This is a genomic window from Cognatundibacterium luofuense, from assembly GCF_018139685.1.
Taxonomy (GTDB): domain Bacteria; phylum Pseudomonadota; class Gammaproteobacteria; order Burkholderiales; family Burkholderiaceae_D; genus Undibacterium; species Undibacterium luofuense.
The window spans coordinates 1-292 of the sequence record NZ_JAGSPN010000573.1; the positions used below are offsets into that span (position 1 = coordinate 1).

Below are 292 nucleotides of genomic sequence, written 5' to 3' on the forward strand. Positions count from 1 at the left end.
TTTTTCTGCTTGCTCCAAAATGACCGATTTCACATAGTCCAGTCCGACCCGGTTCACAAAATGTACGGTACGTTCCAGATACCAGCCTTCCTGACGATAGAGTTGCAGGAATGCGCCAGTAAATTCCATCACTTCCGCGGTAGTTTTAACTTTGACCAGAAATTGTGCGACTTCGGTTTTGATACCGCCATTTCCTGCTACATAAATTTCCCAGCCGGAGTCAACTCCAATCACGCCGACATCTTTGATACCCGCCTCAGCACAATTACGTGGGCATCCGGATACCGCCAGT

Annotated in this window: 1 pseudogene; it reads right to left on the reverse strand. The window is 48.3% G+C overall.

The features are described from left to right. Nucleotides 1–292 (reverse strand): annotated as a pseudogene (locus KDM89_RS21695) (nitrite reductase large subunit); the annotation flags it as partial.